At 43.7% G+C, this 8,712-nt stretch carries 5 protein-coding genes; 4 read left to right on the top strand and 1 reads right to left on the bottom strand.

The window, feature by feature from the left end; all coding sequences use genetic code 11:
• Positions 1-103: 103 nt before the first annotated feature.
• Entirely contained in the window at positions 104-1,174 is a 1,071-nt protein-coding gene (locus tag QOR82_RS08235; RefSeq protein WP_283584287.1) for a glycosyltransferase, read from the bottom strand.
• Positions 1,175-1,342: 168 nt separating this feature from the next.
• On the opposite strand from QOR82_RS08235, the gene glf reads away from it, so the two are divergent.
• The 4 genes from glf to QOR82_RS08255 all read left to right on the top strand — a co-directional run bounded on the left by glf (position 1,343) and on the right by QOR82_RS08255 (position 8,401).
• Positions 1,343-2,458, top strand: a complete 1,116-nt coding sequence (gene glf / locus QOR82_RS08240) for a UDP-galactopyranose mutase (RefSeq protein ID WP_283584291.1) — start codon at positions 1,343-1,345, stop codon at positions 2,456-2,458.
• A 13-nt stretch (positions 2,459-2,471) separates the two neighbouring features.
• Positions 2,472-3,290 carry a LicD family protein gene (locus tag QOR82_RS08245; RefSeq protein ID WP_283584288.1) on the top strand — a complete coding sequence of 273 codons (819 nt, stop codon included), beginning with the start codon at positions 2,472-2,474 and terminating at the stop codon, positions 3,288-3,290.
• Between the two features lie 253 nt (positions 3,291-3,543).
• The gene (locus tag QOR82_RS08250) at positions 3,544-5,826 is read left to right on the top strand and encodes a peptidoglycan DD-metalloendopeptidase family protein (protein ID WP_283584289.1); all 2,283 of its coding nucleotides are present in this window, start codon (positions 3,544-3,546) and stop codon (positions 5,824-5,826) included.
• 88 nt (positions 5,827-5,914) lie between these two features.
• Positions 5,915-8,401 carry a GH25 family lysozyme gene (locus tag QOR82_RS08255; protein WP_283584290.1) on the top strand — a complete coding sequence of 829 codons (2,487 nt, stop codon included), beginning with the start codon at positions 5,915-5,917 and terminating at the stop codon, positions 8,399-8,401.
• Positions 8,402-8,712: the final 311 nt, after the last annotated feature.

Below are 8,712 nucleotides of genomic sequence, written 5' to 3' on the forward strand. Positions count from 1 at the left end.
TCTAGTTGCCTAGAAAAAATATTTATTCAATTATCAAGCCAGAATATTCAACTTCCAACTTTTTGGGTACACGTCACACTATCTTCTTTTTAATTATCATGATTTAATGCACGATTGCATTGATGGCATTATTAAAGCGTTTGAGATAAGCTTCCGGAGAAAACTTAACCGATGTTTTTTGAATGTCGGCAGGTTGAGGTAACTCGGTTTCATTATCAACTATTTTTTGAATTATCCGGGTTAAAGTTACAGTATCTCCAGGATCATAGAGTTGACCGTTTTGCTGATTGACAATGTCATCAGGCCCCGTTGGCATATTAGCACTAACGATGTAGACTCCGTGCGAAATGGCTTCACAGAGCACCATTGGCAGTCCTTCGTATTTAGAGGTTAATAATAATGCGGTGGCTTTAGGAATATGATTCCATGGATCAGATACAAAGCCGTGCCAAATTATTTTTTGATCCAACTTTAGCTGCTGAGCAAATTCGACAATTGGCTGTGCTTGGGCAGGATCACCAAAAACATCCAAAACCCAATCACCTTGGACTTTGCTGAGGGCAGTTAATAATTCGCGCAAATTTTTTTGCCCATCAAGCATTAAACGCCCTAGATAAATGAAATGTTTGGTCTTAAGGGGTTGAGGAATCAGTTGACCATCAGAAACGATGGGGTTAAATACTAAGAAGATGCGCTTGGCCTCTATCCCTCTGTTGATTAATTCTTGTTTAATTCCAGAACTGATTGCTAAGTAATAATCAGCAGACTTGAGAATGAACGGTTTGATAGGTTTATTGCTGAGCGAATAGTGGTACCAGGCAATAATTGGAATATTAATGTGCATTTGTTTGCTGATGTATTTGGCAATGGTCCACATTATCGGATTGACCGAAATAATAAAGTCAGGTTTTTCTTGTTTGATGATTTTATGCATCTTCAATGGCAGGACAGATGCGTAATAAGCCGTTCTGATGATGCGCTTTTTACTAATTTCCGTAACAGATGCAGGTACACCATCGGCCCAATGATAATCAAAACTTCCGCCAATGCTATAAGCCTTAAGATTATAGTGTGAGGATTGTTGTTTATTCATAGCCGCAAACAGATTATGAATAACTGTTTCTTTACCGCCCATTCCGGTCATAAACGGAACAAATAACAAACCCTTTTTCATTATCAATACCTCTTTGATTAAATATATACATATTCTACCAAAAAATGCTAAAATGTTGAGGACTAAATGATCTTAAGAAATACTTTCAACCATTAGAGATGGTTGAGTATCTCGCTTGATAAACGCAATTTCTGAGAAGATATTGCAGAGCTTTAAAGAGGAGTACAAATAATGAACTATGACTATTTGGTAGTAGGCGCCGGCCTTTTCGGGGCGACTTTTGCTTACGAAGCTGCTAAGCGTGGCAAGCGGGTAAAGGTGATCGACAAGCGGGATCACATTGCTGGCAACATTTACACCAAGGAAGTTGACGGAATTCAGGTTCACCAGTATGGAGCTCACATTTTCCATACCTCTGACCAAAAGATCTGGGACTACGTCAACCAGTTTGCCAAGTTTAATCGCTACACCAACAGTCCGGTGGCTAATTACAAGGGTGAGATCTACAATCTTCCCTTTAACATGAACACCTTCAACAAGATGTGGGGCGTTGTTACCCCCCAAGAGGCGTTGGCCAAAATTAACGAACAGCGGCAAGAAATGGCCGGTAAAACACCCGCTAACCTGGAAGAACAGGCTATTTCTTTAATCGGCCGTGACGTCTATGAAAAGCTTGTCAAGGGCTATACTGAAAAGCAATGGGGGCAAAAGGCAACGGATTTGCCCGCCTTTATCATTCGTCGTTTACCAGTACGGTTGACTTATGATAACAATTACTTCAACGACGATTACCAGGGCATTCCGATCGGCGGCTACACTCAGATTGTTGAGAAAATGTTGGCCAGTGACTTGATCGACGTTGAGACAAAGACTGACTTCTTTGATCACAAGGAAGAATACCTGCGTGATTATCCACGGATCGTCTTCACTGGCCCGATTGATCAGTTCTTCGACTACCAGTTAGGTGAACTGCAGTACCGGAGTCTGCGTTTCGAAACTAAAGAGCTGAATGTCGGCAACTACCAAGGCAACGCGGTGGTGAACTACACGGATGCCGAAACGCCATTTACCCGGATCATCGAGCATAAGCACTTCGAATTTGGCAAAGGTGACAAAGATAAGACGGTGATTACCCACGAATACCCAGCCGACTGGCATCGTGGGGATGAACCATATTATCCAGTCAACAACCAGGCCAATAACGCACTTTACAAACAATATCGTCAGTTAGCTGACAATACGCCGCAAGTCATTTTTGGCGGACGCCTTGGCCAATATCGGTACTACAATATGGATCAGGTTTTGCAGGCTGCCCTGAATGCTGTTTCGCAAGAGTTTAAATAATGAGGGTTTTAGAGTGGAAAGATTAACAAAACAAGAAGTTAAGCAAGCCCTCTTAGCCATCATGGTTAACTTTCAAAAGTACTGCGAGGTTAATCAACTTCAATTTTATTTGTGCGCGGGAACTCTCTTAGGTGCGATTCGCCATCATGGTTTTATTCCGTGGGATGACGATGTTGACGTGTGCATGGGACGGCCTCAATATGATCGGCTACTATCATTAGCCAAAAAAGAACCTCAATTTGGCGGCCATTATAAAATGATTGTATTCGACAATGGTACTTCCCATTATCCATACATTAAAATTTTGGATACATTAGTTGAAACTGATCAAAAGTACACTAATGAAAAAGGAGAAAACAATCTTTGGATAGATGTTTTTCCTTTTGATGGTGTGGATGAAGATTTTAATCAACGCCAGAAGTTGTTTAAAAAGACGATTAGAGCACGGAAAATCATCCTTTTGGCTACCGCTAAACTTTTCCAAGCCAAGGGTGGAGTATTAAAGCACATTTATAAACCGTTTTTGATTCTGGCAGCCCGGATCTATGGAGTCAAACGCGCCAATCGATGCATTATCAAAGCTTGTCATTCGACAAACTATGCTTCTGCTAACCTGGTAGGTGATGTTGCGTGGGGCGATCCTGATAGCGAAATTATGAAGAAAGCTGATTTTGAAAAATCAGCAGAGGTTCACTTTGAGAATCATACCTTCTTAACGATGTCCTGTTGGCATCAATACTTGATTGAAACCTATGGTGAGAACTACAACCAGTTACCAAGCAAAGACCAGCGGGTAACACATGATTTAATTGCTTGGCGAGTTAATGAGTGATACTGGTGATCATAGTTTATCGAAGAAACTACGGATGATTTTTGACTGAAAGTGGTTTCATCTCAATAACAAAGAATATTACAAAACTGTAACAGCCAATTTACGTTTACTTAATAAGTCGACAGATCGGTTTATTTCGTTCGATCCTTCCACTATAATGAAAATTGGTATTTTATAAGTACCAGTTATGAAGAAAATTTAAATTTTAAAAGATAGAACAACTGCAAGGATTCAATAAGGAGACCGAGCAATTTTGGATAATAACAACGACGCAACAACGCATTTTAAGCTCTATAAAGCAGGCAAGTTATGGCTGGTTGCCGCTCTCGCTACGATGGGAGTAATGGCAACTAGTGGCCATCAACGTGCACACGCTGCTACGACGGACAAAGAAGTTATTAGAACTGTGGGCAATAATAATAACAACAATGGCAATAACGGTAGTGATTCAGATAACACCGCTACGAACCAAGCTGCTACAAACACAAACCACACTAATGCACAATCGTTGCAGAGTGCTGAAGTAACTTTGCCAGCAGCCGCTAATAATGCTGGCAAAGCCCAGAGTTCAGCTGCAACGAATACTACAAACGCTGCAAACCAAGTATCTAGTGCCACTAATTCAGCAAATTCTGCTGCTAATAACGGTTCTAATGCTAGTCAAGCTGGTTTAGTTACTGTTAATGGTAAGATTTATGACCGTGATGCAAACGGCCAAAATCAAACTGGCTGGCAACAGGTTAATAACCAGTGGTACTACTTTAATGAGGATGGTAGTGCTCAGACTCATTGGTACCAATCAAAGGCGGGCAACTGGTTCTACTTTGATGACACCACCGGTGCTGCTAAGACCGGTTTACAGACCATTAATAACAATACCTACTTCTTTGACCTGACGGACGCATGGGCTTTGAAGGGTTGGCAAAAGATTAATGGTTCCTGGTACTACTTCGACCAGGCCAACGCCTGGGCTCAAAAGGGCTGGATGCGGTCGCAGGCTGGTAATTGGTATTACTTCAATAATGCGGGCCAAGCCGAAACTGGTTTGCAGAGCATCAATGGTCAGACCTATGACTTCGACAATGATAATGCGTGGGCACTGTCTGGCTGGCAGAAGGTAAATGGTTCCTGGTACTACTTCAATCCTAACCATGATGGCAGCTTTGGGGCAGCCCAGACTGGCTGGTTCCGTTCAGCTGCTGGTAACTGGTACCACTTCAATAATAGTGTGAAAGCCGACAGTGGTTTTACTACGGTTGATGGTCACGAGTATTACTTTGATCCGGAAAATGCTTGGATGGCAACTGGTTGGAACTACATTGATGGTTCCTGGTACTTCATGAACTTATCCCATGACGGGACTTTTGGTGCGATCAAGACTGGTTGGCAAAGTATCAATGGCAAGGGATACTACCTTGACCCAAACCAACACGGCAAGATGTTAACTGGTCTTCAGCAGATTGATGGAACCTGGTACTACTTTGACTCTAAGAATGGTAACCAGTTCAAGCAAACTGGTGTGGATTCCCAAACTCATAAGGTCATCGTGATCGTCAATGGTCACCCCGCCATCGCCAGTGCCGCTGCCGATAGTAACACCTCTGCAAAAACAATCGAAGGGGCGTTTATCACACCTACCCAGAGCGGTATTCAGACAATCGGCGGGCGCGTCTTTGACTATGACACTAGCACGAATAGCTTTAAGACTGGTTGGGTCAAAGACAATGGTTCCTGGTATTACTTTAGTCCTGTGGACTCTGCAGCGGTTACTGGCTGGTACAAGTCAGCTGCTGGTGCATGGTACTACATGAATTCCAACGGTGCAGCCCAAACTGGCTGGCAGCATATCAATGGCCGTTGGTACCACATGGATGCTAATAATGCATGGACTGATACTGGCTGGCACAAAATTAATGGTAGCTGGTATTACTTTGACCCAACAAATGCTTGGGCTGATACGGGCTGGCAAAAGATCAATGGCGAATGGTATTACCTCGATCCGACTAACTGCTGGATGTACACGGGCACTCATACTATCGATGGTACCAGCTACACCTTCGATGATAATGGCGTTTGGAACGATTACTGGGGTTGGCCATTCCCAGCGGATGGTGAAGGACACTTCAGTGGTGCGCAGCTTTTCGGTGTCAATGCTGGTGGTGAATTCCGGCAAAACGGTTTCCACGACGGCTTAGACTTTGGCTCCGTTGACCATCCTGGCTCGACTGTTTGTGCTATCCACAGCGGGAAGATCGTTGCCGTTGGTTACACGGCAGGGCTGGAAAACTATGTTCTGGAAGATACTGGTGAATACCTGATTGTTTACCAGGAAGCCTTTTCTTCACGGAGCAATATCAAGGTATCCGTGGGTCAGCAAGTTTCAACGGGTGACACGATTGGTTACCGTGACACTTCTCACGTTCACATTGGGATTACTCGGAACCACAACTTTAACTATGACTTGGCAATGTCATTTACCAATAACGGTACTTGGCTGAACCCATTAACTATTATTCGGAATGGCTTGAAGAAGTAAGCTTTTGCTGTTGCAGAGTACTAAAAATGAAAACGAAAAATTTCTTTTCGTTTTCATTTTTTTTGGAATCTGGGAGGATCATTAATTTATGGATTTTAGGAAATCGTTAAAAAATTCCACTTTAACTTGTGGATTAGTGTTACTGTCACTTTCAATGGGTATGGTTGCTACCCAACACCGTGTTCATGCGGATCAAGTTGCTAGCCAACAAGTACAACAGCCGGTTGCTGCTGAAAGCCAGGCAAGCAGCAATGCCGATGTTTTAGAACTGCAGACCAACACTAACGCGACTTCGTCAGCCGCTTCATCGGCTAATTCAGTTGCCACTAGTACGGCTTCATCGGCTGCGAACAGTCAGAGCCAAGTTAATCAAAATACGACAGTGATTTCGACACCCCAGGTGGTTAAACCTGCCGCTTCGGCTTCTGACGGAACACCTTATGTGAATATTGGTAGTTCTTATTACCCGCGAGTTGATGCTGTTGATATTTCTTCTTACCAGTACAACCTAACGCCGGCCAACTATCAGGCCTTGAAAAATGCGGGCGTTAAGACGATCATCGTGAAGTTGACGGAAGCTAGCAACTACGTTAATCCTTATGCTGCTTCTCAAATTGCGAACGCACGGGCAGCTGGCCTGAATATCGCAGTCTATCACTTTAATGACTTTGCTAATTCTGCGCAGGCCTATGGCGAAGGCCAGTACTTTGTTAATGAATTGAAGACCTTGGGTCTCAGTACTTCAACACCAGTGATTGCTGATATGGAATCTTCATATGTGCAGTATCGCGGCGTGGCCAACGATTTAAATTCTTTCTGGCGTGCTTTGTCAGATGCCGGTTACAATAATCACATCGTTTATTGCTCGATTGCCTACGATGAAGCCTACGGTGTCAGCTCAACAGTGGGCAAGAAGAAGACCTGGATTGCCCAATATCCATACAGTCCTTCTTCCAGCAACTTGCTGAACACTTCTTATGGTGCTTGGCAGTTTAATTCTCACGGCCGGATTGGTGGTTATAGCGGCGATCTCGACGTTTCGATTGATTACAACAACATTTTTGGTGACACAACCTCAAATGTTTACCAAAACGGTAATTGGTACTTGTACAAAGGCGACACGAAACAAACCGGTTGGCAGTATGTTGATGGCTACTGGTATTACTACAATCCAACCAATGGCAGTGGCGAAATGTTGGTTGGTGATCAACAAATTAACGGTGCCTGGTACCATCTCAATACCCAACATGATGGCCATTACGGGGCGATGCAGACTGGTTGGGTAAAAGAAAATGGCAAGTGGTACTACTACAATCCAGCTAACAACAATGGTCACTTAATGTCTGGCGATCAATACATTAATGGTCACTGGTACTACCTGAATCCTAACCATGATGGTAACTTTGGGGTGATGGTAACTGGTTGGCATGAAGAAAATGGCAAGTGGTATTACTACAATCCGGCGACCGATACTGGTTGGATGATGACCGGTCGGCAGTATATTGATGGCGATTGGTATGAACTAGGGACTGATGGCGCTCGAAAGACCGGTCTTGTTTATGATGCCGCTACCGAAACGCTTCATTACTACGACAATAATGGGCGTGAGCAAACTGCTAACTGGGTAATTGCGGCAGCTTCGGCTAATGCTAACGGTTTATTAACCGAAGGTGCAGATGAATACAAGATTCAGGATAAAGCTACCGGAAAGGTTGCCACTGGTTGGCAGAAGGTTGATGCTACGTGGTATTATTTTGATCCCGCTACTGGGCGGGCTAAGAAGTCACAGTGGTTCCGTACTCCAGTTGGCAACTGGTACTACTTCAATAACGATGGTAAGGCTGCTACGGGTATTCAGAAGGTGAACGGTCAGACCTTCTACTTTGACCCTGCTAATGCTTGGGTAATGACTGGTTGGCAAAAAGTCAATGATTCCTGGTACTATCTGAACCCTAACCATGATGGTAATTTTGGCGTTGCCAAGACCGGCTGGTTCCAATCAGCTGCGGGTAATTGGTATTACTTTGATGCCAACGGCAAAGCGATGACAGGCTTGCACGTCATCAATGGCCAGTGGTATGACTTTGATGCTGACAATGCCTGGTCACTGGCTGGCTGGCAAAAGGTTGACAACTCTTGGTACTACTTCAATCCAAACCATGACGGTAGTTACGGTGCTGCCAAGACCGGCTGGCAATCGATCAACAATAACTGGTACTACTTCGCTAATGATGGTAAGGCGCTGACTGGTTTGCAGACAGTTAATGGTCAGCTTAACTACTTCGATCCGAACAATGCCTGGTTATTGGCTGGTTGGCAAAAGATCAATGGTTCTTGGTACTACTTCAATCCAAACCATGATGGCAGTTACGGTGCCGCCAAGGCGGGGTGGCAGAAGATCAACAACCGTTGGTACTACTTTGACAATGGCAAGGCTCGAACTGGCCTACAGACAATCAATGGCCGCACCTACTACTTCGACCCTGAAAATGCTTGGGCAGAAACCGGAGACGTGATGGTTAATGGTAAGACCTACCATTTTGATAGCACCAATGCGTGGGCAATTGATGATTAAGTAATTGATCAACTTGATAGATGAAAATCAGGCTGGATAGCCTGATTTTTTTGTGTGCACTGGTATTGTTTAATCGTTTTAATTGGAAGGCATACACTGGCAATTATGTGCATCCATCATCTGGACTTGTTTTGGACGATTTTTCAACAAGTACCAGATAAGTCGATCGTCTTGATCGCATGCAGGTTATTGCTAGATTTTAGCATTTTTGCAATTTATGTTGTTCTTTTGAAGATGGTGGATTATAGAATGAAGTTAGCCACCCAGTTGGTGGTAAATAAAAAACGCCATTCGGCGTGACATCAGGTATC

This window comes from Limosilactobacillus difficilis (genome assembly GCF_947387495.1).
Classification (GTDB): domain Bacteria; phylum Bacillota; class Bacilli; order Lactobacillales; family Lactobacillaceae; genus Limosilactobacillus; species Limosilactobacillus difficilis.